We start from the raw sequence: 21,645 nt of genomic DNA on the forward strand, positions 1-21,645 counted from the left end.
CAATTATCCTACGAACGCGATCTTCAGAATGGCGAAAAGACAGAGCCCCGCCACGAAAATCGCGAAGAATGTGTTGAGCATGAGAAGGACGATCTTGCCGAATTCGCCGTGGACATAATCCTCGATGATGACCTGCATGCCGAGCTTCATGTGAATGACGCCGGAGATCACCATGAGCCCCATGATGACGGCGACGAGCGGGTTCGACAGCGCATGCACGACTTCCGCGTAAGGCGCGCCGGCATAGATCAGCAGGAAAATGACGAAGAAAATGAAGAGCGGAACGTTGGCGACGGCGGTCAGGCGCTGACGCCAGAAATGATCGGTGCCTTCCTTGGCGGAACCGAGACCGCGGACTTTACCCAAAGGGGTGCGCATATCCATGAGAAATATCCTCTAAAGCATGATCCCGAAAATCATCGAGCGGTTTTCGGAAACGATCACACCAATCAACCCAGCCTGATGACGATGCCGATGATCCAGACCAGCACGGTGAGACAGATCGACGCGATAAGCGTGACCTTGGCCATCCTGGTCGAGACGGCAGGATCGAAACCGTAACCGAGATCCCAGACGAAATGGCGCAGGCCGCCGATCATGTGATGCAGCAGCGCCCACGTATAGCCGAACAGGATGATCCGGCCGATGATCGTGCCCAGGATCCAGTTGACCAGATCGAAATAGCCCTGGCCGGTCGCCGCGGCGATCAGCCACCAGGCGACCAGCACCGTGCCGAAGTAGAGCGCGCCGCCGGTGATGCGGTGAACGATCGACATGACCATGGTGGGAATGGGTTTGTAGATTTGCAGATGCGGCGACAGGGGCCGGTTTTGTGTGACGTTCGCCATCAGAACCTCGCGGCGTTACGATACGCTTAAAACCCGGATATCCGGGACAACGCGCGCGCAAAGACATGCTGTGTGCGTTGCATCATTGCGACCATTAATCACCCGGACGCCTATCGACAAGCACAATTGATGCCTGCACCGAATTTAATCGATTGGGATCGCTTTGCACTTTAGCGAGTATGCAAGGACGCGCTCCCCATTCGACCTCATTTACCATTTCCTCAACCCTGACGTGGACTTCGCGCCGGTCTTGGGGCAATCTGCCGTTAAGATTTCATTAACCGACCCAAACGGGGGCGAATCATGAGCTTGCATCTTTTCAGGGCATCAGCGCTCGTTTTGGCGGCAACAGCCGCATTTTCGTCAAGCGCGGTGCTGGCAGGCGATTACCGTCACTGGCATCACCGCGACCATTCGGGCCTCGTGCGCCTGAACCAGACATCGGCGCCGCAGGGTTCCGGGCAGCAGCAGCCGACCAGAATCATTCTCATGGAACCACGCGAAGCCGCAGACACCGGCACCTATGCCGGTACGGCCGATGTCTATCAGGCGAATGGTGGCACCTATGTCGTCGGCTATGGCGGCTACAATCCTTATGCCCGCCCTGCCGCGATGCAGCCAAGGCCGCGCGCCAAGGTCATCAACGTACGCTATGCCGACAATCCCTGCTCGTACGAAGCCGGCGTCTGCGTGATCAGGCCCTGACGGTCTTCAGCCGGCAAGAAACCGCCAGACAGTGGTCTTCTTGATCTCGCTGTCCTCCAGCGCCCGCGTTACCGGCACCTGATAGGTCGCCTGCTCTTCCAGGCGATCCTTGGGAAGATAGGCCCTGCCGGGATCACCGACCAAAACCAGCTTCCCCTCGCCTGCCAATTGCCGCAGCCAGGGAACCAGGCTCCCGGCAAAATCGTGGTCGTAAAAGACGTCACCAGCAAGTATGACGTCCGCCTCCACAGCGTGGCCGATGATGTCGTCGCCGGCGAAGTCGAGATCGACACCGTTTTCGTCCGCATTCAGTCGTAACGCGGTACCGGCCCATGGATCAATATCGACCGCCAGCACATGGCGGGCGCCGGCGCGCTTCGCCGCAATCGCCACGAGCCCGGAGCCGCTGGCGAAATCCAGCACCGTCCGGCCGGCAACCATTTCAGGATGGTCGAGAATGTAGCGTGCCAATCCTTGCCCGCCCGCCCAGGCAAAGGCCCAGAAGGGCGGCGGCAGGCCGATCTCTTCCAACTCCTCTTCTGTCTTCAGCCAGAGTTCATGTGCTTCGCTTGCCAGATGCAGCCGGACCTCCGGCACATGCGGCGGCGCCATGAGGCTGGTATTGGCGCGGATGAAGCTTTCCGGATCGGTTTTCAACGATTCCTCGAACCGGGATCAGACGGGAGGATTGTCAAGTTCGCCCATGCGGCAAACTTCGAGCCATTCTTCGTCGGTTACCGGCTGGACCGAAAGCCGCATGGAGGTGACGAGCGCCATCTGCGACAGCTTCGGATTGGCCTTGATATCCTTCAAGGAGACTAACTTCGGCATGTCGCGGACGGCGCGGATATCGACGCATTCCCAGCGCGGGTCGTCCTTGGCGGTCGAATCCGGATGCGCCAGCGCGCAAACCTCGACGATACCGACGATCTCCAGCCCATCATTGGAATGGTAGAAGAAACCCTTGTCGCCGATCTGCATCGCCCGCATGTTGTTGCGGGCGAGATAGTTGCGCACGCCGGTCCATTCGGTCCCCTTTTCGCCAGCCGCCTTCTGCTGCTGCCACGACCAGGAAGACGGCTCGGATTTATAGAGCCAATGCGCCATGCCTCATGCCTCCGGATTGTTGAAGACCCAATTGAACGGCTTGATCTCGACGCTCTCGAACAGGCCGGCCTTCGTATAGGGATCGGCATCCGCGATCGCCTTGGCCGCCTCGATGGTCTCGGCGCTGACGACGACGAGGCTGCCATTCGGCTTGCCGTCGGCATCGAGGAAAGGCCCCGCTATCTTCAGCGTTCCTTCGGCATTCAGCTTGTTCAAATGCTCCACATGCGCCGGGCGCGTCTCCATGCGGACATTCAGATGACCGGGTTTATCCTTGCAGACAAAGGCGAACAGCATTGCTTGGGCTCCTTCAGATATCGAGAAAACTATTCCGTGGTGATAGGCCGCGTCATCAATTGGCCGATGGCGGTCGCTATGTCGAGCTTGCCGTCGATGATGGCCGAAACTGCTTCGGTAATCGGCATGTCGACGCCGATTTCGCCAGCCAACCGCGCGGCGATAGAGGCGGCATAAGCACCTTCAACCAGCGTGCCGTGCGTCGGATCGCCCGCTTCTCCGCGACCGAGCGCGATGCCGAATCTGAGATTGCGGGATTGATGGCTGGTGGCAGTCAGCACGAGGTCGCCGAGACCGGAGAGCCCGCGCACCGTCTCCGCCTTGCCGCCCTTGGCCGCGACGAAGCGTGACATTTCGGCCAGGCCGCGGCTGATCAGGGCCGCACGCGCGGAATCGCCGATGCCACGGCCTTCGACGATCCCGCAGGCAATGGCCAGCACATTCTTCAAGGCGCCCCCGAGCTGCACGCCGATGCGATCGTCCGATGCATAGAGACGGAAACTCGGGCCGGAGATCGCCTGCGCAAGCCTTTCAGCCACGGCCATGTCGGCCGCCGCGATCGCCATGGCCGTCGGCAGGCCCTTGGCGATATCGGTGGCAAAGCCCGGTCCGGAGAGGACGGCGATGGCATGTTGCGGCAGTTCCCGCTCGAGCATGTCGGTCAAAAGATCACCCGAGACCTTGTCGATGCCCTTGGCGCAGGTGACGACGACGGCGTCCTTGGCAAGGTAAGGCCCATAGAGCCTGGCCGCATCGGCTTGCGCTTGCGACGGCATGGCGAAGAGCACGATGCCGGCATCGGAGATGGAATCAGGTTCGGCCGAAAACCGCAGCGAATCCGGAAGCAGGATCCCGGGCAAGACGGCATCATGCATCCGGTCGGCTGCGAGATCCGCCATCAGCGCCGCCTTGCGCCCGACGAGCGTCACATCGCTGCGGCCGGTCAGTGCGATGACGGCCGCGAGCGCCGTGCCGAAGGCGCCTGCGCCGATGACTGCGATCCGTTCGTTGCCGCTCATGCCTTCGCTCCGCGTTTGCCATGACCCAGGAGAGTTTCCGCCTTCTGATCCAGCGGCCAGCGCGAACGCGGCTGCACATCGAGATCGTCAGGTGCTGCGCCCTTTGCCATGCGCTCCAGTCCGGCCCAGGCGATCATGACGGCATTATCCGTACACAGTCTCAATGGCGGCGCGATGAAGCGAAAGCCGTTGGTGTCGCAAAGCTCCTGCAGGGTGCGGCGCAGCTCGAGATTGGCGGCAACGCCGCCGGCGACCACGAGCGCCGGCGTTTCCGTCGTCTTCGGGAATTCCGCCTTGAAGCGTTGCAGGCCGCGGCCGATGCGATCCTTCAACGTGCGCGAGACCGCCTTCTGGAAAGAGGCGCAGATATCGGCAATGTCCTGCTCCGTGACCGGCGCGATGGCCGTTGCCGCCTGTCGTACCGCGGTCTTCAGGCCGGAAAAAGAAAAATCGAGGCGCGTTTCGCCGACGAGCGGCCGCGGGAAATCAAAGCGATCCGCATTACCGCTTTTGGCCGCCGCCTCCACGGCCGGGCCGCCGGGATAGGGAAGACCCAGGAGCTTGGCCGTCTTGTCGAAGGCTTCGCCCAGCGCATCGTCGATGGTCGTGCCCCAGCGCTCGTATTCGCCGACGCCGCGCACGAGGATAAGCTGCGTATGGCCGCCGGAAACGAGCAGCATCAGATAGGGAAAGGCAAGCCCATCGGTCAGCCTCGCCGTCAGAGCATGGCCTTCCAGATGGTTGATGGCATAGAGTGGCTTGCCTGTGGCGCGCGAGATCGCCTTGCCGGTCATCAGGCCGACAAGCAGCCCGCCGATAAGGCCTGGGCCCGATGTTGCGGCGATGGCATCGACGTCCAAGAGCGACACATTGGCGCGTTTCAATGCCTCGTCGATCAGCGTATCCAGCGCCTCGACATGCGCACGCGCAGCAATTTCCGGCACGACGCCGCCATAAGCGCTATGCTCCACCAACTGGCTGAGGACGACATCGGAGCAAATCGTGGACGTGCCGTCTTCTAGGCGTTCGACAATGGCTGCAGCGGTTTCGTCGCAGCTTGTTTCGATGCCGAGAATACGAAGAATGGACGCCATGGAAGCTGTTCGTTGCCTTTTGGTCGATTGCGATGAAGCGGAAATATGGTTACGGGAACTGTCGGTAACAACGGATCAAAGCGGATGCAAACAAAACCTTTCCGGATCGGCACGCGCGGCAGCCCGCTGGCGCTCGCCCAGGCACATGAGGCACGCGACCGCCTGATGGCGGCGCACGGCCTTCCGGAGGAGATGTTCGAAATCGCCGTGCTCACAACCAAGGGCGACCGCATCACCGACCGCTCGCTGGCGGCGATCGGCGGCAAGGGCCTGTTCACGGAAGAGCTTGAAGAGAAGCTGGCCTCGGGCGAGCTCGACTTCGCCGTGCACTCGGCCAAGGATATGGCGACGAAACTTCCGGAAGGCCTGGCGCTATCAGCCTACCTGCCGCGCGAGGACATCCGCGATTCCGTCATCGGCCGCACGGCACCGAGATTGATCGAGCTGCCGCGCGGCGCGACCGTCGGTTCCGCGTCGCTGCGCCGCCAGGCGCTGATCCGTCGGCTGCGCCCCGATATCAACGTCATCACCTTTCGCGGCTCGGTCCAGACCCGGCTGCGCAAGCTGGAAGAGGGGCAGGCAGACGCAACGCTGCTCGCCGTTGCCGGCCTGAAGCGGCTCGGCAAGGTCGAAGTCATCACCGATATCCTCGATCCCGACGAATTTCCGCCGGCACCGGCACAGGGCGCGATCGCCATCGAAAGCCGCATTGGCGACGCCAGGATGAACGACCTGCTCGCCGCCATCAATGACGGCCCTACCTTCGATACCGTCTCCTGCGAGCGCGCATTTCTCGCCGCGCTTGACGGCTCCTGCCGCACGCCGATTGCCGGCTATGCAATTTGCGAGGGGGATCACCTGCGGTTCTTCGGCATGATCCTGACGCCTGATGGACAGCAGGTGCATACGACCACCATCGAGGGCAACCGCCGCGACGCCGAGGCGCTCGGCACCAATGCCGGCCAGGCTATACGCGCAGAGGCAGGCAGCACCTTCTTCGAAGACTGGATCTGACATCCGATGCGCGTTGTCGTCACCCGTCCCCAGTATTCGGGTGAACGCACCATCCGGCGACTGACGCAGATGGGTCACGAGGCGCTGCTGCTGCCGCTGGCAGAGCCGGTCCATCATGCCGACGAGGCCAGGCGCGCGCTCCTGGACACACAAGGCGCCATTGCCGTCACCAGCGCCGAAGCTATTCGGGTTCTGGCCGCATTGGGATCCGATCTCGGGCCTTATCTCGGCCGACCGCTCTTTGCGGTCGGCAAGGCAACCGCCAAAGAGGCGGCAAGCCTCGGCTTCACCAATGTCGTCATATCCGAAGGGGGCGGCACGGAGCTTGCGGCCTTGATTTCCGACCAAGCGGCAAGCCTTGCCAAGGCTCCCCTCCTCTATCTCGCGGGCCATCCCCGCGCCGCCGGCTTCGAGGCGAGATTGGCGGAGCTGCAACTGCCGTTCTACACGGTTGAATGCTACCGGATGCGGGATATCGCTCCGAAAGATGATATTCTTCGCCGGCTTTTTATCGATATCAGCGCCAATGCGGTGCTGCTTTATTCCCATCAGACGGCGCAGCGTTTTTTCGGCCTGTCTTTCGTGCAGGAAAATCCTGAGATCTTCGCCGAAACGCACTTCCTCTGCCTGAGCGAGGCCATCGCGGGAGCGATTCCCCCTCAGATGCGTTTACACGTCGATATCGCTGACATGCCGAATGAGGACCGACTTCTGGCGCTGCTCGACGCTGAGTAAGGCCGCAATTTTGATCTAAGGTCTTTCCATAATCGCCTTGTCTGTCTAACTTCGTTGCAGCGCATGAAAAGAGGACCTCATGGTACCGGGAAAACCGCCTAACCATTCGAAGCCCAACGACGAGCCGGTCACGATTGATCTGGAGGCCGAAAAAACTGCGCAGGACGCAGCCCCCGAGGATATGACGGAGCACGCCCACGGCGAGTTCGGCTCATCCTCCGCCAATGAAGTGGAAATGCCGCTGGAGGCGGACAAGGAGCCGCTGCGCGAGGAGCCTCGCGAGCCCACCCCTGATCCCGTCCCGGAAGAGCCGCAGGCCACGACGACGCGACAGGCCGAACCTCATGCCTCCTATGCAGAACATCAGCAGCGACGGGAAGGTTCAACCTCCGGCCTGATCGCCGCCGGCATCGTCGGCGGCCTGATTGCGCTCGTTTGCGCCGGCGCCGTTCAATATGCCGGCCTGTTGCCGGGCGGCGGCTCGCGCAAGGACAATTCCGCCGATATTGCCGCACTGAACGCTGAGATCGACGGGCTGAAGCAGAGCATCGCCAGCCTCGCCGCAGCGCCTGCAGCAAAGCCCGACGGCGCTCTTGCTGCCCGCATTTCAGCGCTCGAAACGGCTGCCGCCAACGGCACCTCGACTGGCGGATCGGCGGGAACGGCAAGCGCCGATGCTGATCAGAGGATCGCTTCCCTGAGTGCGGAAGTCGATCAGCTGAAGGCGGACCTCGGCAAGGCAACCCAAAGCCAGGCCAGCTCCGACGCCGAGGTCGGCAAGCGTCTCGACGACGCAGAGAAGAAGCTCAATCAACCGAGCCAGGAAAGCGCGGTCGCCCGCGCGATTGCCGCCGCGGCACTGAAGGCGGCGATCGACCGGGGCGGCCCCTTCCAGCCCGAGCTCGACACCTTTGCCAACGTCGCCTCGGACGACCCTGCCGTTGCCGATCTCAAGACCTTCGCCCAGACCGGCGTTCCCTCCCGCGCCGACCTGATCCGTCGGGTCACGGATGTCGCGACCGCGATCGTCGCTACGACTGAGAGCAACGATCCGAATCAGAGCTGGAGCGACCGCCTGATCTCGAGCGCCAAGACCCTGGTGCAGGTCCGCCCCGTCGGCAACGTTCCCGGCGACAGCGTCGATGCGATCGCCGCGCGATTCGAAGACAAGGTGAAGAATGGCGATCTGCCGGGTGCGGTGACCGAGTGGAACAGCCTGCCCGATGCCGCCAAGTCGGCCTCCGCCGCCTTCAAGCAATCGCTGGAAGCCCGCATCCGCGTCGAGGATCTGGTGAGCGATGCGCTGTCGAAGGCAATCGCTAACACCGGGAAACAGAATTAAGGACGGAGCGCAGGAATGATCAGACTGCTTATCTTCGCCGTTTTCGTCCTGGCTCTCGGCTACGGCTTCTCTTGGCTCGCGGATCGCCCCGGCGATCTTTCGCTGGTCTGGGAAGGCCAGCTTTACCAGACCAGGCTGATCGTGGCCGCCGGCATCCTGATTGCGTTGATCGCCGCCGTCATGATTGTCTGGTGGTTCCTGCGTTTGATCTGGACCTCGCCGCATTCCGTCACCCGCTATTTCCGCGCCCGTAAACGCGACCGCGGTTATCAGGCGCTCTCCACCGGGTTGATCGCCGCCGGTGCCGGCAACGCCCTGCTCGCACGGAAGATGGCGGCGCGCACGCGCGGCCTCATCCGCGCCGATCAGGAACCCCTCATCAACCTGCTCGAGGCGCAGGCGGCTCTGATCGAAGGCAAGCACGACGAGGCGCGCCAGAAATTCGAGCTGATGGCCAACGATCCGGAAACGCGCGAGCTCGGGTTACGCGGCCTCTACCTCGAAGCCAAGCGCCTCGGCGCGCACGAAGCGGCGCGGCAATATGCGGAAAAAGCGGCCGATCAGGCTCCCTATCTGCCCTGGGCGGCACAGGCGACGCTGGAATATCGCAGCCAGGCCGGCCGCTGGGATGATGCCATCAAGCTTCTCGACCAGCAGAAGATCGCCCACGTCGTCGACAAGACCACCGCGAACCGCCAGCGGGCCGTGCTGCTGACGGCACGCGCCAACGACAGGTTGGAGAGCGATCCGGCCGGTGCCCGCGACGATGCGCTTGCGGCCGTGAAGCTGGTGGATGATTTCGTGCCGGCGGCGCTGATAGCGGCGAAAGCTCTCTTCCGCGAAGACAAGGTGCGCAAGGCCGCCTCCATGCTCGAGCAGGTCTGGAAAGCGCATCCGCACCCCGAGATCGGCAGGGCCTATGTGCGTGCCCGCAGCGGCGATTCCGTCATCGACCGGCTGAAACGGGCCGAACGGCTGGAGGCCATCCGCCCGAACAATGTCGAAGCGTTGCTGCTGACGGCAAAGGCGGCGCTGGATGCCGGGGATTTCAACAAGGCCCGCGCCAAGGCCGAAGCCGCCGCGAGGATCGATGCGCGCGAAGGCGCCTTCATGCTGCTGGCTGATATCGAGGAGGCCGAAACCGGCGATCAGGGCCGCGTGCGTCACTGGATGGCGCAGGCATTGCGCGCCCCGCGCGACCCGGCCTGGGTCGCCGATGGTTTCGTATCCGACAAGTGGCTGCCGCTGTCGCCCGTGACGGGCCGCCTCGACGCCTTCGAATGGAAGGCCCCCTTCGGCCAGATCGAGGGACCTGTGGAAGAAGGTTCTGCCGTGTCTGTCGATGCAGCGTTGAAATCGCTGCCGCCGGTGCGCGAGGCGGTTTCCGCAACCGTGCCAGCGAAATCGACCTCACCGAAAGTTGCATCGCCGGCAGCCGATGCCTATGTCATGGAGTTGGAGCCGGCGGCGGCAAAACCCGCGCCCGACGCATCCGCCGCAGCGTCAGAGCCGGCTCAACAGGAGCCGGAACCGCGGCCCTTCTTCGGCGGTGCGCCGGACGACCCGGGTGTGAAAAATCTAAAACTTGAACCGGAACCCAAGACACGGCTCAAGTTGTTCTAAAGCATGGTGCCCCAAGAACCCTGCTCGACTTGTTTTAAGAATGGAATCGGATGTTTGAACGCTTTCAGGAATTCTTCCATAACCTGACCCAGGATCGCCCCAAATCCGGCTTTGCTCCCGATGATCCGCGCATAGCGGTGGCGGCGCTCTGCATCCAGGTCATGGAAGCGGACGGCAAGATCGAGAACAGCGAGAAGAAGCGGCTTCGCAAGCTGCTGAAGGAGCAATATGGCCTGGACGGCCGTCAGCTCGATCGGCTGATCGCCGCCGGCGAGGAGGCCGAAAGCGAGGCCGTCGACTATTATCGCTTCACCTCGGACTTGAAGCGCCATCTCGACAATGCCCAGCGGCTGGAGCTGCTCGGCATCCTCTGGGATATCGTCTATGCCGATGGCGAGCGCAGCGAGATGGAAGATCACGCGATCTGGCGCATCGCCGACCTCATGGGCATTTCCGATCGCGAACGCATCATGAAGCGCCAGGAGGCAGCAGCCCGCGCGCCTGGTTCCAAGATGGAGACAGGCAATGATGATTGAAGCGCCGGAGAGCGCTGGCCGCCCCATTTTGATCGTGCTCCATCAGGAGCACTCCAGTCCGGGCCGCGTCGGCCAGATGCTGCTGCAAAAGGGCTACGATCTCGATATCCGCCGCCCGGTTCTCGGCGACGGCCTGCCCTCCACGCTTGCGGCCCATGCCGGCGCCGTCATCTTCGGCGGCCCGATGAGCGCCAACGACCCGGACGAGTTCGTCAAGGCCGAGATCGATTGGCTGAAAATCCCGCTCAAGGAAAATCGCCCCTATCTCGGCATCTGTCTCGGCGCGCAGATGCTCGCCCGTCATCTGGGCGCCAAGGTGAAGGCGCGCGACGACGGCAAGACCGAGATCGGCTGGTATGCGCTGAACCCGACGGAAAAGGGCCGGCTGCTGATGCGCTGGCCGCAGATGGTCTATCATTTCCATCGCGAGGGTTTCGAACTGCCGCGCGGCGCCGATCTGCTTGCGACGGCCGAGACCTATCCCAACCAGGCCTATCGCTACGGCGCCAACGCCTGGGGACTGCAGTTCCATGCCGAACTCACGCGCGCCATGATGCAGCGCTGGGTCGTGCATGGCGAACACCGTTTCTGCATGCCGAACGCCCAGCAGGGACGCGAGCATCTGGAAGGCCGCATGATCTTCGACTCGGCGCTCAAGGCCTGGCTTTCCGAATTCATCGACATGGTTTTCGAAGGCAAGCAGGCCATGGCTGCCTGAGGCGGCCAACCCAGCTTGTTTCCGGGTCGCCCCTGTCCGTTCGGCCGTGAATGGCGACGACGATCGGTGATTTTGACACCAGACCGAGAGCCATCGGCTCGTCGAAACGTTCGGAGGTGACGTGCAGCTCATGGTGCGACCTGTCCGTAGCCAACCCCTCGAAGCAGTAGAAGGAAAAGCTCTCCGCCGCTATTTCAAGCGTGATCTGCGAGGTGGCCGGCTCAATGAAGCCGCCATGCGGAGCGATAACAACGACACGCGACGACCGATCCTCAATACGGATGCGATAGTCAACGCCCTCCGCTTCATGTTCGCGCAGCGCTGAAAACGAACCGTATCGATCAGGCTGCCTTTTCATTCGGCAACCTCACGCCGGCTGCGGCTCGCCCTTGCGATCGGGCGCGTTCAGGCTGTCGATCCGGCGAAGCTGCGGGAAGGCCGTCGCCCAGAGGGCGGCCACGGCGAGCGTGCCGACGCCGCCGATGACGACGGCGGGGATCGCGCCGAAATAATGGGCCATGGTGCCGGCGCGGAACTCGCCGAGCTCGTTCGACGCCCCGACGAAGACCATGTTGACGGCGTTGACGCGGCCACGGACGTGATCCGGCGTCCAAAGCATGATCAAGGTTTCGCGGACATAGACCGAAATCAGGTCGGATGCCCCCATGATGGCGAGTGCGGCAATCGACAGCCAGGCCGTATGCGAAATGCCGAAGATCAGCGTTCCCAGGCCGAACAAGGCAACGCCGATGAACATGCAGATCCCGGCGCGATGCCGGATGGGATAGGTCGCCAGAAACAGGCCCATGGCGATCGCGCCGAAGCTCGGCGCGGCGCGCAGCAGGCCGAGGCCCCAGGGGCCGAGCGTCAGGATATCGCGTGCAAAGATCGGCATCAGGGCAACTGCGCCGCCGAGCAGCACGGCGAAGAGATCGAGCGAGATCGCGCCGAGCACCACTTTTTCCGACCAGATGAACCGGAAGCCGGCGAGCATCTCGTTCAGGCTTCGCGCCTCATGGGCGACGCGCTGCTGCGGCTTCGGGATCAGGAAGGTCAGCACCGAACCGGCCGCAAAGAAAAGAACGGCCACAGTATAGGCAACCTCGGGACCGACGCCATATAGCAGACCGCCGGCCACCGGCCCGAGGATGGCCGCAGCATCCCATGACATCGAATTCCACGTGATGGCATTCGTCAGGTCTTTGGGCGGTATGAGATTGGGCGCCAGCGATTGCATCGCCGGCGTCATGAAGGCGCGCTCGATGCCGAAGACGGTGAGGATCATGAAGACCGGCAGCGGTGCGAAGGTGCCGGAGACCGTTAGGAACAGTAGGGCGGCCGTACAGAGGGTGCCGATGAAAATGCAGGTGGCGGCAATCATGCGCCTGTTATAGCGGTCGGCAACCGTGCCCGTCACAAGGATAAGCAACAACGAAGGCAGGAACTGTGCCAGGCCGATAAGGCCGAGATAGATCGGCTGGCCGGTATGCGCATACATCTGCCAGCCAACGGAAACGCTGACCATTTGGGTGGCGAAGCCAGTCAAAAACCGCGCAAAGAAGAAATAGGTATAGGCGATGTGCCTGAAGGCGGCAAACCGGTCTCCGCTTGCAGCGAACGACATTGGGCGAGACTTTCCGGCGCGGCGGCCTGCACTAAAAGCACGCTCGGCTGCCTTTTAAACATGATTCAACATGCATCAGTGCATGGGACTTGCCCGTTTAGTCGTCAATGTCTACATGTCTGTCAACCGCGAAATGGAGACGGATATGCTCGCCTTATTTCAAACCATTGATCTGGCTTTGAATCTTTATACCTGGGTGCTGATCGCCAGCGCCATCTTTTCATGGCTCCATGCTTTTAATGTCATCAATTCGAGCAATCAGTTCGTCAACTCGGTCGGCAATTTCCTCTATGCCGTGACGGAGCCGGCACTGCGCCCGATCCGCCGCATCCTGCCCGATCTCGGCGGCATCGACATCTCGCCCGTCATCCTGCTCCTGATCATCTTCTTCGTCCGCTCGCTGATGTGGAACTCGCTGGTTCCGCTTTTCTTGCGGTGAGCACGCCCTGGCAGGTGTCTTCGGATCACCTGCGACTATCCGTCCGTCTCACGCCCAATGGCGGTCGTGACGCGATCGATGGCGTGGAGACCGGCAGCGAGGGCGAGTGCTATCTGAAGGCGCGTGTCTCGGTCGCCCCGGAAAAGGGTAAGGCCAACAAGGCGCTGATCGCGCTCATCGCCAAGAGCATCGGCATTCCCAAATCCGCGCTCAGCCTGGTCAGCGGCGAGACCGCGCGTAAAAAAATCCTCCGGATCGAGGGCGAGCCGGAGGATTTGATAGAAAGATTAAAGGCTATCGCGAAGAACTGATCAGGCCTTCTTGGCGCGCTCGATGGCTTCAAGAATGAGCTCGCCAGCTTCCTTGGAGCCGCCCCAGCCAAAGATCTTCACCCACTTGCCGGGCTCCAAATCCTTGTAGTGCTCGAAGAAGTGCTCGATCTGCTTCAGCGTGATCTCGGGCAGGTCGGTATGTTCCCTGACCTTCTCGTAGCGCAGCGTCAGCTTCGGCGAGGGAACGGCAATGATCTTCTCGTCCCTGCCGGAATTGTCTTCCATCTTCAGCACGCCGATCGGGCGGACATTGATAACGCAGCCCGGAACCAGCGGACGGGTGCTGGCGATGAGGACGTCGATCGGGTCGCCGTCTTCGGAGAGCGTGTGAGGCACGAAGCCGTAATTGCCCGGATAGGTCATCGGCGTGTAGAGGAAACGGTCGACGACCAGCGTGCCGGCCTCCTTGTCCATTTCATACTTGATCGGATGACCGCCGACCGGCACTTCAACGATGACGTTGACGTCTTCGGGCGGGTTCTTGCCAATGGAAATCGCGTCGATGCGCATGCGTGTCCCCTAATAAGGATGGTTGCCGCCAGCCAAATAATAGGAATCATGGCGCAACGCAACAATCCATCGAGAAAGCAGAGGATTTAGTTGGCGTCAGGGCCAGACGAAGCCGATCTTCTTCAGCTGTCGATGATCGAAGGTTTCGATGCCCTCGCAGAAATCGGCGCCACCCTGCCCTCGATAGAACTGGTAGGCATTTTCGTTTTCCTCGAGGCACCAGACGACGAGCCCCTTGCAGCCGAGCGACTTCAACAGCCGGCGCGCCTCGCCGAAAAGCATCCGCCCGAGGCCGAGGCCCTGATATTGCGGGCGCAGATAAAGCTCATAGATCTCGCCTTCCTGCGGAAGGGCGCGGGCGCGGTTGAGCCCAAGCGTGGCATAGCCCGCAATCTCGCCGGCGACATCGAGAACCAAGAGCGTGGCCGGACCGCTGGTTGCCTTGCGCCACCAGGATTCGCCGCGGCGTTCGATCATCTGGCCGAGTGCGCGATGCGGGATAATGCCGGCATAGGTGTACTGCCACGACTGGCGGTGCACCTCCGAAATGGCCCGGGCGTCATGGGGTTCTGCCCGCCGAACATCAATCGACAACGTCTTCATAACGTCTACTCTGGTCTCGCGACTCCGAATTAACCATCCTCATTCATAAAGACGGCAGACTTGCCCACAGCCTTTATCCGTGGATGATCGCTGAAAATTAACGCCTTTTTAACCTTTCCCACAAGGGTCCAAAAATCGAACACACAAAATAAAACCCCGGCACAATGGCCGGGGTTGATTGGTTCGAAGCGGTACAGGCTTTGCCGTTACGCGGAACGCGCCTTTTCGAAGCGCTTGCGCTCGTTCGGGTCGAGATACATCTTGCGCAGGCGAATCGACTTCGGCGTGACTTCCATCAGCTCGTCGTCCTGAATCCAGGAGAGAGCGCGGTCGAGCGTCATGCGGATCGGCGGGGTCAGCTTCACGGCTTCATCCTTGCCGGCGGCGCGGATGTTGGTGAGCTGCTTGCCCTTGAGCACGTTGACTTCGAGGTCGTTGTCTCTGGAGTGAATGCCGATGATCATGCCGGCATAGACCTTTTCACCCGGTTCGATGATCATCGGACCGCGGTCTTCCAGGTTGAACATCGCGTAGGCGACTGCTTCGCCTGAAGCGTTGGAGAGCAGGACGCCGTTGGTGCGGCCGCCGATCGCGCCCTTGAAGGGCTGATAGTCATGGAACAGGCGGTTCATGATCGCGGTGCCGCGCGTATCCGTCAGCAGTTCCGACTGATAGCCGATGAGACCGCGGGTCGGCGCGAAGAATTTCAGGCGCAGGCGATTGCCGCCGGACGGACGAAGCTCGACCATTTCGGCCTTGCGCTCCGACATCTTCTGCACGACGACACCCGAATGCTCTTCATCGACGTCGATGACGACTTCTTCGATCGGCTCCAGCATCTGGCCGGTGGCTTCGTCCTTGTGCATGACGACGCGCGGACGCGACACGGCAAGCTCGAAGCCTTCGCGGCGCATGGTTTCGATCAGAACAGCAAGCTGCAATTCGCCGCGGCCGGAGACGTAGTACGAATCCTTGCCTTCGGCTTCCTCGATCTTCAGCGCGACATTGCCTTCGGCTTCCTTGAAGAGGCGATCGCGGATGACGCGTGAGGTAACCTTGTCGCCTTCAGTGCCAGCGAGCGGGCTGTCATTGACGATGAACGACATGGTGACGGTCGGCGGATCGATCGGCTGGGCGTGTAGCGCCTCGGTGACGGACGGATCGCAGAATGTGTCGGCGACGGTACCCTTGGACAGACCGGCGATGGCGACGATATCGCCTGCATGAGCTTCCTCGATCGGCGTGCGCTCGATGCCGCGGAAGGCGAGGATCTTGGAAATGCGGCCGGTTTCGATCAGCTTGCCATCCTGGCCCAGAACCTTGACGGACTGGTTCGGCTTGATCGAGCCGGAATGAATGCGGCCGGTGATGACGCGGCCAAGGAAGGGATTGGCTTCGAGAAGCGTGCCGATCATGCGGAATGCGCCGTCTTCTTCGCCGACACTCGGCTCCGGCACATGCTTCAGCACCAGATCGAGAAGCGGGCCAAGGCCATCCTCGACGGGGCCTTCCGGCGAATAGTTCATCCAGCCGGCGCGGCCCGAGCCATAAAGGATCGGGAAATCGAGCTGCTCGTCGGTGGCGTCGAGCGCTGCGAAGAGATCGAAGACCTCGTTGATGACTTCTTCGTGGCGCGCATCCGGACGGTCGATCTTGTTGATCGCGACGATCGGGCGGAGGCCGACTTTCAGCGCCTTGCCGACCACGAACTTGGTCTGCGGCATCGGGCCTTCCGAGGCATCGACCAGCACGATGGCGCCATCGACCATCGAAAGGATGCGCTCGACTTCGCCGCCGAAGTCGGCGTGGCCAGGCGTGTCGACGATGTTGACGCGAACGCCCTTCCAGACAACGGAGGTCGCCTTGGCGAGAATGGTGATGCCACGCTCTTTTTCCAGATCGTTGGAATCCATCATGCGCTCAACGGTGCGCTGGTTCTCGCGGAAGGAACCGGACTGCTTCAGAAGCTCGTCAACGAGGGTGGTTTTCCCATGGTCAACGTGCGCGATGATCGCGATGTTGCGGAGTGTCATAATGTTATATCTCTGAGGCTGAGGCGCGATATAAAGTAAACACGCCAATTACGTTTGGCGCGCTCATAGCCTTTTTTTCGCGATTGCGAAAGGGGGGAGGCGCGAAAGCTCGCTTGCACGCCTCTTCAACCCATCAACAACATGGTCCCGACCTTCGAACCCAAGGGCGAGGATCAGGCCGCCAGCCCCTTCTTCTTCAGCATCGCATCCGGGCTCGGCAGCTTGCCGCGGAAGGCCTTATAGGCGTCTTCCGGGTCGATCGAGCCGCCGACGGAATAGATGTTGGCCTTGAGTTTCTCGGCCATGTCGGCATTGAAAGCATCGCCGGTTTCCTCGAAAGCGGAGAAGGCGTCCGCATCCAGCACTTCCGACCACATGTAGGAATAGTAGCCGGCCGAATAGCCATCGCCGGCGAACACATGCTGGAAATGCGGGGTGGCATGACGCATGACGATCGATTTCGGCATGCCGATCTCGGCAAGCACTTGCCCCTGCACCGCCATCGGATCCTCGACGGCGCCGCGAGTATGGAACGCCATGTCGACCAGCGCCGACGAGGTAAACTCCACCGTGTTGAAGCCGGCATTGAAGGTGCGGGCTGCCAGCACCTTGTCGAGCAGCGCCTGCGGCATCGGCGCGCCGGTCTCGTAGTGGACGGCATATTCCTTCAGGATGGCAGGCACGGTCAGCCAGTGCTCGTAAAGCTGCGACGGCAGCTCGACGAAATCGCGGGAAACGCCGGTGCCCGATACCGAGGGATAGGTGACGTTCGACAGCATGCCGTGCAGCGCATGGCCAAACTCGTGGAACAGCGTGCGGGCATCGTCGAGCGACAGCAGCGCCGGCTTGCCTTCGGCCGGCTTGGCGAAATTGCAGACATTGTAGATGATCGGCAATTCGCCCACGTCACCGTTCTTCAATGGCAGTTTGTGCTGCGATTGGAACGAGCTCATCCAGGCGCCGGAGCGCTTGGAGCTGCGGGCAAAATAATCGCCAAGGAACACCGCGACGAGCTTGTCGGAACGGTCGCGGATCTCGAAGACACGCACATCGGGATGATAGGCGGGAACGCCCTTCTGCTCGACGGCATGAATGCCGAACAGGCGGCCGGCGACATCGAAGCAGGCGGCAATGATCTTTTCCAGCTGCAGATAAGGCTTGAGTTCGGTTTCGGAGAAATCGAACTTCTGCGTGCGGATCTTTTCGGCATAGTGCCGCCAGTCCCAGGGCATGACCTCGTGGTTGCGGCCTTCCTCGGCGATCAGCGCGGCAATATCCTTTTCTTCTTCGGCAGCGCGTGCTGCCGCCTTCGACCATACGGTCATGAGGAGGTCATTCACTGCGTCAGGCGTCTTCGCCATGGTGTTGTCGAGCTTCAATTCGGCAAAGTTGCCGTAGCCGAGCAGCCTCGCCTTCTCGGCTCTGAGCGCCAACATCTCGCGAATGATCTCGCGGTTGTCCGTCTTGCCGCCATTGGCGCCGCGTGCCACCCACGCCTTGAAGGCCTGCTCGCGCACATCGCGGCGCTCGGATGATGTCAGGAACGGTTCAATGATCGAGCGCGACAGCGTGACGGCATATTTGCCCTCTTCGCCGCGCTCGCGCGCCGCGGCCGCCATTGCATCGCGCAGATAGCTAGGAAGGCCGGCGAGATCGGCCTCCTCCGACAGCAACAGCGCCCAGTCCTTTTCATCGGCAAGCACATTTTGCCCGAACTGCGCACCGAGGCCGGCAAGCTTTTCGTTGATCGCGGAAAGCCGCTCCTGCTCCGCTTTCGGCAGCTTGGCACCCGACTTCACGAAACCCTTCCAGTGCCGTTCGAGCACGCGGGTTTCCTCCAGCGTCAGACCGAGTTCGTCACGGCCCTCCCAGAGAGCGTCGAGGCGGGCAAAGAGCGCGGCATTCGTGCCGATCTTGGAATAATGCCGCGCCATCTTCGGCGCGATCTCGCGCTCCAGCGCCTGGATCGTCTCGTTGGTATCAGCACCGGCCTTGTTCCAGAACAGCGCCGATATGCGCGACAGCTCATCACCGGCGAGTTCGAGCGCTGTCACCGTATTGGCGAAGCTCGGCGCATCGCTATCCCCGGCAATCGCATCGATCTCCGCCTCGTGGAACACAAATGCGGCGTTGAAGGCGGGAGCGAAATCCGTGTCCTTCACCGCGTCGAAGCGTGGCAGCCCTCGATGTCCGGTCCATTCGACGAGCGCGGGATTGACGGCGGCGTGGGAAGACATGCAGGGCATCCTTTCGACAGATATCTGATCGAAGCACGATATAAGGCCCGCCCCGCCAAATTGGTATGGCGGCGACAAACAAATTCATGGGGAAGGGTCAGGCCTTGCGCCAGCCGAGCAGGCCAGGCGTGGCGTGCCAGAGCGCCTGCGCCGCAAAGCCCATGAAGAGCACGCCGGAGCAGCGCACGATCAGCCGTTCATGCGCGCGATAGAAACGTCGCACAGCCCCCGCGCCGATAATGCTGATCAGGATGATATCCGCTGTCACGAAGCCGGCGAAGGAAACCGTGAGCAATAGCGGCAGCGCGCTGAAAGTCAGCGCTCCGGCTGAACCCGCCACCAAAGCGGTGAACGTCGCCAGCGCAACCGGATATCCCTTCGGGTTGGTGACGCCGAAGATCAGGCCCCGGCGGAACGGCCGGTCGACATTGACAAGCGATTTCCCATCTCCCTTAGGCTTGGCCGTCACCGCGCTCCAGCCGATCCAGGCAAGATAGAAGCCGCAAAGCAATCCGAGCAGATCGAAGACGAAGGTGCCGATGGTCTTGGCGCCGACGATGGCGACCAGCGCAAGCGACGACCAGACGATATCGCCCAGCAGATGGCCGCTGACGAAAAATGCGCCGGCCTTGCGCCCTTGCCCCGCGCCGATGCCCAGCAGCGCCAGAAAAGCCGGGCCCGGAATAAGGACATAAAACAACGCGGCCAGGAAAGCGCCGACAACGAGCGATTGCGTCATGATGGAGGTCCCCACTGCTGATCGCGGGAGAGTAGCAACCTGCTGAATCGGGTCAAGTCGCTGTTCGTTTTATGACAGAAGAAGCCGTTGTGTTCATGGGTTTAAACCAATAAGAACGTATCGGGGCCCAAGAACTGAAAAGCGTAGGTAGGGAAGCGCTTATGAACAGCAGGATTAATACGGATTCGCTCGCCTTTCTTGTGAGCGATTGCGCCCGATTGATCAGGACGGCCTTCGAGCGACGTATTCTTGTCGCAGGGCTCGGCCTGACAGCGGGTGAAGCACGAACGCTGATGCAAGTCGCTGCCATTAACGGTAGTCGGCAGCTCGACATCGCCTCCCGCATGGGGTTGGAGCCGATGACCGTCAGCGCCTTTCTGGACAAATTGCAGGCGCGGGGCCTGATCGAACGCCAACCCGACCCGCTCGACCGCCGCGCCAAGCGGATCGTCTTGTCGGAAACGGCCGCCGCCAAGCTGAAGCAGATCGACAGAGAGGTTTGCGAGGTCGAGCGCAATGCGACGCAAGGCTTCGATCAGGGATTGCAGACGCAGCTGCACGACGCGCTCTGTACGTTCCGCAGCAATCTGCAGAAGGCAGAACTGCCCGCCGAGACCGAACGTGAGTTGAGGCCGGTCGACTAGAGCGATCCCGGTAAAAGTGCGTAGCGGTTTTCCGTCCGGAATTGCGCAAAACAACAACATAGAGCGGTCAGGCGTTTCACGGAATCGCCTGACCGCTTAATGTCCGGCACAGTTCCGCTTTCCAGCAAGAAAAACCCGCCTCCGGCAACCGGAAGCGGGTCTTTTGTTGTTTGGATTCTGATTACTTCGACAGGTTACGCTTGGCGAGCGTGCGCAAGCGCAAAGCGTTGAGCTTGATGAAGCCGGCTGCGTCCTTCTGGTCGTAGGCGCCCTGATCGTCCTCGAATGTGACGAGCTTATCGGAGTAGAGCGACTTCGGGCTTTCGCGGCCGATGACCATAACATTGCCCTTGTAGAGCTTCAGCGTCACTTCGCCTTCGACATGTTCCTGGCTCTTGTCGATGAGGGCCTGCAACATCTCGCGCTCCGGCGAGAACCAGAAGCCGTAATAGATGAGCTCGGCATAACGCGGCATCAGCTCGTCCTTGAGGTGCGCGGCACCGCGGTCGAGCGTGATGGATTCAATGGCGCGATGGGCCGCGAGCAGGATCGTGCCGCCGGGCGTTTCGTAGACGCCGCGCGACTTCATGCCGACATAGCGGTTCTCGACGAGGTCCAGACGGCCGATGCCATTATCGCGACCGTAATCGTTGAGCTTTGCCAGCAGCGTCGCCGGGCTCAGGTGCTGACCATTGATCGAGACGGCATCGCCCTTTTCGAAGCCGACCTTGATAACCGTCGCCTTGTCGGGAGCGGCTTCAGGGGAAATCGTGCGCATATGCACATATTCCGGCGCTTCCTGCGACGGATCTTCCAGCACCTTGCCCTCCGAGGAGGAGTGCAGAAGGTTGGCATCGACGGAGAACGGCGCCTCGCCCTTCTTGTCCTTGGCAACCGGAATCTGGTGCTTCTCGGCAAATTCGAGCAGGTCGGTACGGCTCTTGAACGACCAGTCGCGCCAGGGAGCGATAATCTTGATGTCGGGGTTCAGCGCATAGGCCGAGAGTTCGAAACGAACCTGGTCGTTGCCCTTGCCCGTCGCGCCGTGCGCGATGGCGTCAGCGCCGGTCTTTTTGGCGATCTCGATCAGGTGCTTGGAGATCAGCGGGCGGGCGATCGACGTGCCGAGCAGGTAGACGCCTTCGTAGACGGCATTGGCGCGGAACATCGGGAAGACGAAATCGCGCACGAATTCCTCGCGCACATCCTCGATATAGATTTCCTTGATGCCGAGCATTTCGGCCTTCTTGCGCGCCGGCTCCAGCTCTTCGCCCTGGCCGAGATCGGCGGTGAAGGTGACGACTTCCGCACCCAGCTCCGTCTGCAGCCACTTCAGGATAATCGAGGTGTCGAGACCGCCGGAATAGGCGAGAACGACTTTCTTCACGTCTTTATGTGATGCCATGATGAGATCCGTTTCAATGCAAGCCGAAGGAAAGGCCCGCA

25 protein-coding genes are annotated in these 21,645 nt (G+C 61.4%); 10 read left to right on the plus strand and 15 right to left on the minus strand.

Annotated elements, in window-relative coordinates:
- Positions 1-3 precede the first annotated feature (3 nt).
- Complete coding sequence (sdhD, locus tag AB8B29_RS15060; protein ID WP_037196818.1) at positions 4-384, minus strand: succinate dehydrogenase, hydrophobic membrane anchor protein; 381 nt, start codon at positions 382-384, stop codon at positions 4-6.
- A gap of 65 nt (positions 385-449) precedes the next feature.
- Positions 450-848 (minus strand): succinate dehydrogenase, cytochrome b556 subunit, encoded by a 399-nt coding sequence (gene sdhC / locus AB8B29_RS15065; RefSeq protein ID WP_037196819.1) that lies wholly within the window; start codon positions 846-848, stop codon positions 450-452.
- A 303-nt stretch (positions 849-1,151) separates the two neighbouring features.
- Here sdhC and AB8B29_RS15070 point away from each other — a divergent pair, with 303 nt between their 5' ends.
- The gene (locus tag AB8B29_RS15070) at positions 1,152-1,553 is read left to right on the plus strand and encodes a hypothetical protein (protein WP_047637812.1); all 402 of its coding nucleotides are present in this window, start codon (positions 1,152-1,154) and stop codon (positions 1,551-1,553) included.
- A 6-nt stretch (positions 1,554-1,559) separates the two neighbouring features.
- Here the strand turns inward: AB8B29_RS15070 and AB8B29_RS15075 are convergent, their stop codons facing one another.
- The 5 genes from AB8B29_RS15075 to tsaD are packed head-to-tail and all read right to left on the minus strand — an operon-like array spanning position 1,560 to position 5,070.
- A complete protein-coding gene (locus AB8B29_RS15075) occupies positions 1,560-2,210 on the minus strand; it encodes a class I SAM-dependent methyltransferase (RefSeq protein ID WP_047637810.1) in 651 nt (216 codons plus the stop codon).
- Positions 2,211-2,228: 18 nt separating this feature from the next.
- Entirely contained in the window at positions 2,229-2,660 is a 432-nt protein-coding gene (locus AB8B29_RS15080; RefSeq protein WP_113118708.1) for an EVE domain-containing protein, read from the minus strand.
- A 3-nt stretch (positions 2,661-2,663) separates the two neighbouring features.
- Positions 2,664-2,957, minus strand: a complete 294-nt coding sequence (locus tag AB8B29_RS15085) for a YciI-like protein (RefSeq protein WP_037196823.1) — start codon at positions 2,955-2,957, stop codon at positions 2,664-2,666.
- A 29-nt stretch (positions 2,958-2,986) separates the two neighbouring features.
- Positions 2,987-3,976, minus strand: coding sequence for an NAD(P)H-dependent glycerol-3-phosphate dehydrogenase (locus AB8B29_RS15090; protein ID WP_113118709.1), 990 nt, complete (start codon positions 3,974-3,976; stop codon positions 2,987-2,989).
- Positions 3,973-5,070, minus strand: a complete 1,098-nt coding sequence (gene tsaD / locus AB8B29_RS15095; RefSeq protein ID WP_113118710.1) for a tRNA (adenosine(37)-N6)-threonylcarbamoyltransferase complex transferase subunit TsaD — start codon at positions 5,068-5,070, stop codon at positions 3,973-3,975. The genes AB8B29_RS15090 and tsaD overlap by 4 nt, the downstream gene beginning before the upstream one ends.
- 84 nt (positions 5,071-5,154) lie before the next feature.
- On the opposite strand from tsaD, the gene hemC reads away from it, so the two are divergent.
- The 6 genes from hemC (at position 5,155) to AB8B29_RS15125 (ending at position 11,038) form a co-directional block, all read left to right on the plus strand.
- Entirely contained in the window at positions 5,155-6,084 is a 930-nt protein-coding gene (gene hemC / locus AB8B29_RS15100) for a hydroxymethylbilane synthase (RefSeq protein ID WP_037196827.1), read from the plus strand.
- Between the two features lie 6 nt (positions 6,085-6,090).
- Positions 6,091-6,819: a uroporphyrinogen-III synthase gene (locus AB8B29_RS15105; RefSeq protein WP_037196828.1), complete on the plus strand. Its 729-nt coding sequence runs from the start codon at positions 6,091-6,093 to the stop codon at positions 6,817-6,819.
- Between the two features lie 79 nt (positions 6,820-6,898).
- Positions 6,899-8,161: a COG4223 family protein gene (locus tag AB8B29_RS15110; protein ID WP_037196829.1), complete on the plus strand. Its 1,263-nt coding sequence runs from the start codon at positions 6,899-6,901 to the stop codon at positions 8,159-8,161.
- A gap of 15 nt (positions 8,162-8,176) precedes the next feature.
- On the plus strand, positions 8,177-9,784 hold the full coding sequence (locus tag AB8B29_RS15115; RefSeq protein WP_113118711.1) for a heme biosynthesis protein HemY: 1,608 nt from the start codon (positions 8,177-8,179) through the stop codon (positions 9,782-9,784).
- A gap of 50 nt (positions 9,785-9,834) precedes the next feature.
- Positions 9,835-10,320, plus strand: a complete 486-nt coding sequence (locus tag AB8B29_RS15120) for a TerB family tellurite resistance protein (RefSeq protein ID WP_037196832.1) — start codon at positions 9,835-9,837, stop codon at positions 10,318-10,320.
- The gene (locus tag AB8B29_RS15125; RefSeq protein WP_037196930.1) at positions 10,313-11,038 is read left to right on the plus strand and encodes a glutamine amidotransferase; all 726 of its coding nucleotides are present in this window, start codon (positions 10,313-10,315) and stop codon (positions 11,036-11,038) included. The genes AB8B29_RS15120 and AB8B29_RS15125 overlap by 8 nt, the downstream gene beginning before the upstream one ends.
- On the opposite strand, the gene AB8B29_RS15130 is transcribed toward AB8B29_RS15125, so the two are convergent.
- Entirely contained in the window at positions 10,995-11,396 is a 402-nt protein-coding gene (locus tag AB8B29_RS15130; protein ID WP_081938726.1) for a poly-gamma-glutamate hydrolase family protein, read from the minus strand. The genes AB8B29_RS15125 and AB8B29_RS15130 overlap by 44 nt on opposite strands.
- Before the next feature lie 9 nt (positions 11,397-11,405).
- Positions 11,406-12,662, minus strand: coding sequence for an MFS transporter (locus tag AB8B29_RS15135; protein ID WP_113108182.1), 1,257 nt, complete (start codon positions 12,660-12,662; stop codon positions 11,406-11,408).
- Positions 12,663-12,777: 115 nt separating this feature from the next.
- On the opposite strand from AB8B29_RS15135, the gene AB8B29_RS15140 reads away from it, so the two are divergent.
- Positions 12,778-13,101, plus strand: coding sequence for a YggT family protein (locus AB8B29_RS15140; protein ID WP_092573259.1), 324 nt, complete (start codon positions 12,778-12,780; stop codon positions 13,099-13,101).
- Positions 13,098-13,412 (plus strand): DUF167 domain-containing protein, encoded by a 315-nt coding sequence (locus tag AB8B29_RS15145; RefSeq protein ID WP_037196835.1) that lies wholly within the window; start codon positions 13,098-13,100, stop codon positions 13,410-13,412. The genes AB8B29_RS15140 and AB8B29_RS15145 overlap by 4 nt, the downstream gene beginning before the upstream one ends.
- Here the strand turns inward: AB8B29_RS15145 and ppa are convergent, their stop codons facing one another.
- From ppa to AB8B29_RS15170, 5 genes are all read right to left on the minus strand, one after another.
- Entirely contained in the window at positions 13,413-13,943 is a 531-nt protein-coding gene (ppa, locus tag AB8B29_RS15150) for an inorganic diphosphatase (protein ID WP_037196836.1), read from the minus strand.
- Between the two features lie 96 nt (positions 13,944-14,039).
- Entirely contained in the window at positions 14,040-14,546 is a 507-nt protein-coding gene (locus AB8B29_RS15155) for a GNAT family N-acetyltransferase (RefSeq protein ID WP_034509000.1), read from the minus strand.
- A 206-nt stretch (positions 14,547-14,752) separates the two neighbouring features.
- Complete coding sequence (typA, locus tag AB8B29_RS15160) at positions 14,753-16,579, minus strand: translational GTPase TypA (protein ID WP_037196837.1); 1,827 nt, start codon at positions 16,577-16,579, stop codon at positions 14,753-14,755.
- A 173-nt stretch (positions 16,580-16,752) separates the two neighbouring features.
- Positions 16,753-18,816, minus strand: coding sequence for a M3 family metallopeptidase (locus AB8B29_RS15165; protein ID WP_047637954.1), 2,064 nt, complete (start codon positions 18,814-18,816; stop codon positions 16,753-16,755).
- Between the two features lie 97 nt (positions 18,817-18,913).
- Positions 18,914-19,555 carry a LysE family translocator gene (locus tag AB8B29_RS15170; RefSeq protein ID WP_037196839.1) on the minus strand — a complete coding sequence of 214 codons (642 nt, stop codon included), beginning with the start codon at positions 19,553-19,555 and terminating at the stop codon, positions 18,914-18,916.
- A gap of 161 nt (positions 19,556-19,716) precedes the next feature.
- Here AB8B29_RS15170 and AB8B29_RS15175 point away from each other — a divergent pair, with 161 nt between their 5' ends.
- Positions 19,717-20,199, plus strand: coding sequence for a MarR family winged helix-turn-helix transcriptional regulator (locus AB8B29_RS15175; protein ID WP_037196841.1), 483 nt, complete (start codon positions 19,717-19,719; stop codon positions 20,197-20,199).
- Positions 20,200-20,380: 181 nt separating this feature from the next.
- Here AB8B29_RS15175 and AB8B29_RS15180 read toward each other — a convergent pair whose 3' ends face one another.
- Entirely contained in the window at positions 20,381-21,604 is a 1,224-nt protein-coding gene (locus AB8B29_RS15180) for an argininosuccinate synthase (RefSeq protein WP_037196933.1), read from the minus strand.
- Positions 21,605-21,645 lie beyond the last annotated feature (41 nt).

This window comes from Rhizobium sp. 11_C7_N12_5 (assembly GCF_051811145.1).
Taxonomy (GTDB): domain Bacteria; phylum Pseudomonadota; class Alphaproteobacteria; order Rhizobiales; family Rhizobiaceae; genus Rhizobium; species Rhizobium lusitanum.

Excerpts from the sequence above, each read along its gene's own strand:
- sdhD (WP_037196818.1), bottom strand. The coding sequence starts at position 384 with ATGGATATGCGCACCCCTTTGGGTAAAGTCCGCGGTCTCGGTTCCGCC.
- sdhC (WP_037196819.1), bottom strand. The coding sequence starts at position 848 with ATGGCGAACGTCACACAAAACCGGCCCCTGTCGCCGCATCTGCAAATC.
- AB8B29_RS15070 (WP_047637812.1), top strand. The coding sequence starts at position 1,152 with ATGAGCTTGCATCTTTTCAGGGCATCAGCGCTCGTTTTGGCGGCAACA.
- AB8B29_RS15080 (WP_113118708.1), bottom strand. The coding sequence starts at position 2,660 with ATGGCGCATTGGCTCTATAAATCCGAGCCGTCTTCCTGGTCGTGGCAG.
- AB8B29_RS15085 (WP_037196823.1), bottom strand. The coding sequence starts at position 2,957 with ATGCTGTTCGCCTTTGTCTGCAAGGATAAACCCGGTCATCTGAATGTC.
- AB8B29_RS15090 (WP_113118709.1), bottom strand. The coding sequence starts at position 3,976 with ATGAGCGGCAACGAACGGATCGCAGTCATCGGCGCAGGCGCCTTCGGC.
- tsaD (WP_113118710.1), bottom strand. The coding sequence starts at position 5,070 with ATGGCGTCCATTCTTCGTATTCTCGGCATCGAAACAAGCTGCGACGAA.
- hemC (WP_037196827.1), top strand. The coding sequence starts at position 5,155 with ATGCAAACAAAACCTTTCCGGATCGGCACGCGCGGCAGCCCGCTGGCG.
- AB8B29_RS15105 (WP_037196828.1), top strand. The coding sequence starts at position 6,091 with ATGCGCGTTGTCGTCACCCGTCCCCAGTATTCGGGTGAACGCACCATC.
- AB8B29_RS15110 (WP_037196829.1), top strand. The coding sequence starts at position 6,899 with ATGGTACCGGGAAAACCGCCTAACCATTCGAAGCCCAACGACGAGCCG.
- AB8B29_RS15115 (WP_113118711.1), top strand. The coding sequence starts at position 8,177 with ATGATCAGACTGCTTATCTTCGCCGTTTTCGTCCTGGCTCTCGGCTAC.
- AB8B29_RS15120 (WP_037196832.1), top strand. The coding sequence starts at position 9,835 with ATGTTTGAACGCTTTCAGGAATTCTTCCATAACCTGACCCAGGATCGC.
- AB8B29_RS15125 (WP_037196930.1), top strand. The coding sequence starts at position 10,313 with ATGATTGAAGCGCCGGAGAGCGCTGGCCGCCCCATTTTGATCGTGCTC.
- AB8B29_RS15130 (WP_081938726.1), bottom strand. The coding sequence starts at position 11,396 with ATGAAAAGGCAGCCTGATCGATACGGTTCGTTTTCAGCGCTGCGCGAA.
- AB8B29_RS15135 (WP_113108182.1), bottom strand. The coding sequence starts at position 12,662 with ATGTCGTTCGCTGCAAGCGGAGACCGGTTTGCCGCCTTCAGGCACATC.
- AB8B29_RS15140 (WP_092573259.1), top strand. The coding sequence starts at position 12,778 with ATGTCTGTCAACCGCGAAATGGAGACGGATATGCTCGCCTTATTTCAA.
- ppa (WP_037196836.1), bottom strand. The coding sequence starts at position 13,943 with ATGCGCATCGACGCGATTTCCATTGGCAAGAACCCGCCCGAAGACGTC.
- AB8B29_RS15155 (WP_034509000.1), bottom strand. The coding sequence starts at position 14,546 with ATGAAGACGTTGTCGATTGATGTTCGGCGGGCAGAACCCCATGACGCC.
- typA (WP_037196837.1), bottom strand. The coding sequence starts at position 16,579 with ATGACACTCCGCAACATCGCGATCATCGCGCACGTTGACCATGGGAAA.
- AB8B29_RS15165 (WP_047637954.1), bottom strand. The coding sequence starts at position 18,816 with ATGTCTTCCCACGCCGCCGTCAATCCCGCGCTCGTCGAATGGACCGGA.
- AB8B29_RS15170 (WP_037196839.1), bottom strand. The coding sequence starts at position 19,555 with ATGACGCAATCGCTCGTTGTCGGCGCTTTCCTGGCCGCGTTGTTTTAT.
- AB8B29_RS15175 (WP_037196841.1), top strand. The coding sequence starts at position 19,717 with ATGAACAGCAGGATTAATACGGATTCGCTCGCCTTTCTTGTGAGCGAT.
- AB8B29_RS15180 (WP_037196933.1), bottom strand. The coding sequence starts at position 21,604 with ATGGCATCACATAAAGACGTGAAGAAAGTCGTTCTCGCCTATTCCGGC.